Genomic DNA, 1,009 nt, shown 5'->3' with positions numbered 1-1,009 from the left:
GGAGATGTGTATAAGAGACAGGGGGCTGGGCAGGCGGGGGTCGAGCCGGATGTGGCTGAGGTCGACGTACCAGCTTCCCGGGATCTTCTTGTCGAAGACGGGGTGGACCACGTGCTCGGGCGCGGACAGGCCGACGGTGAGGCGCGCGGCGGCGGCGAGGAAGGCGGTGTTGAGGTCGAGGCCGACGGCGTACGGGAGGAGGCACTCGGCGTCGGAGAGCAGGTCGACGTCGCGGACCCACTGGTAGGCCTCCTCGTCGAGGAAGCCGCCGCGCCAGCCGGTGTTGACGACGACGGGGTGCTCGGGGACGGCTTCGGGCGGGGCCGGGTCGATCGGTTCGGTGCCGAGGCTGCCGGGGTGGCGGCCGGGAACCCACTGCCCGGTGCCGCGGTCCTGGACGGCGCGGGTGGGGGGCCGTAGCGCGGTCATCAGCTCCAGGCCGCAGACGGCGGTCGATCCGCGCGGGGTGATGACCCGTCGGGTGTAGAGGGCCAGGACCCGGGCGATGTCGGCCGGCTCCATGTCGGCGACGCCGGGCCAGGCGCGGGGGTCGAGGGCGTCCCAGGACAGCACGGCGAGTTGGACGCAGCGGCGACGGCCCGCGGAGGCGGGGCGGTAAATGCGGGCCCAGGGGCCGAAGCCCCGGAGGGTGAGCTTCCAGTTTGCTTTGGCAAGTTGTTTGAGGACGGGGTGGTCGTCGGCCAGGCGCAGGTTGCGCCGCTCCGCGGGGCCTTCGAGGCGTTCGGGAAGCCCGAGGCGGACGGCGGCGGCCGGGGTGAGGACGATCAGCGGGTCGGAGTCCTGGCCGTGGCGGTGCAGCCGCGGGGCGCCGAGCCGGGCCTCCGTCAGGGTCCACTCGACGAGTTCGGGGACGGTGGCCGCCGGGCAGTCCAGCACGAGGCCGCCGTCGCCGTAGGCGCAGCCGTCGCCGTCCAGGACGGCCAGCGGGCCGTGCTGGTGGGCGGGGGACGCGGCCGTGGCGGCCTGCGGCGCGGATTCGCGCGGGGGG

General features: G+C 74.8%; 1 pseudogene. It reads right to left on the bottom strand.

What is annotated here, in order from left to right:
• Nucleotides 1-1,009 (bottom strand): annotated as a pseudogene (locus tag C6N75_RS30530) (telomere-associated protein Tap); the annotation flags it as partial.

The sequence above is a fragment of the Streptomyces solincola genome (genome assembly GCF_002982015.1).
Lineage (GTDB): Bacteria > Actinomycetota > Actinomycetes > Streptomycetales > Streptomycetaceae > Streptomyces > Streptomyces solincola.
The sequence above is the reverse complement of the archived record's forward strand: the minus strand, read 5'-3'. Positions and strand labels throughout refer to the sequence as shown.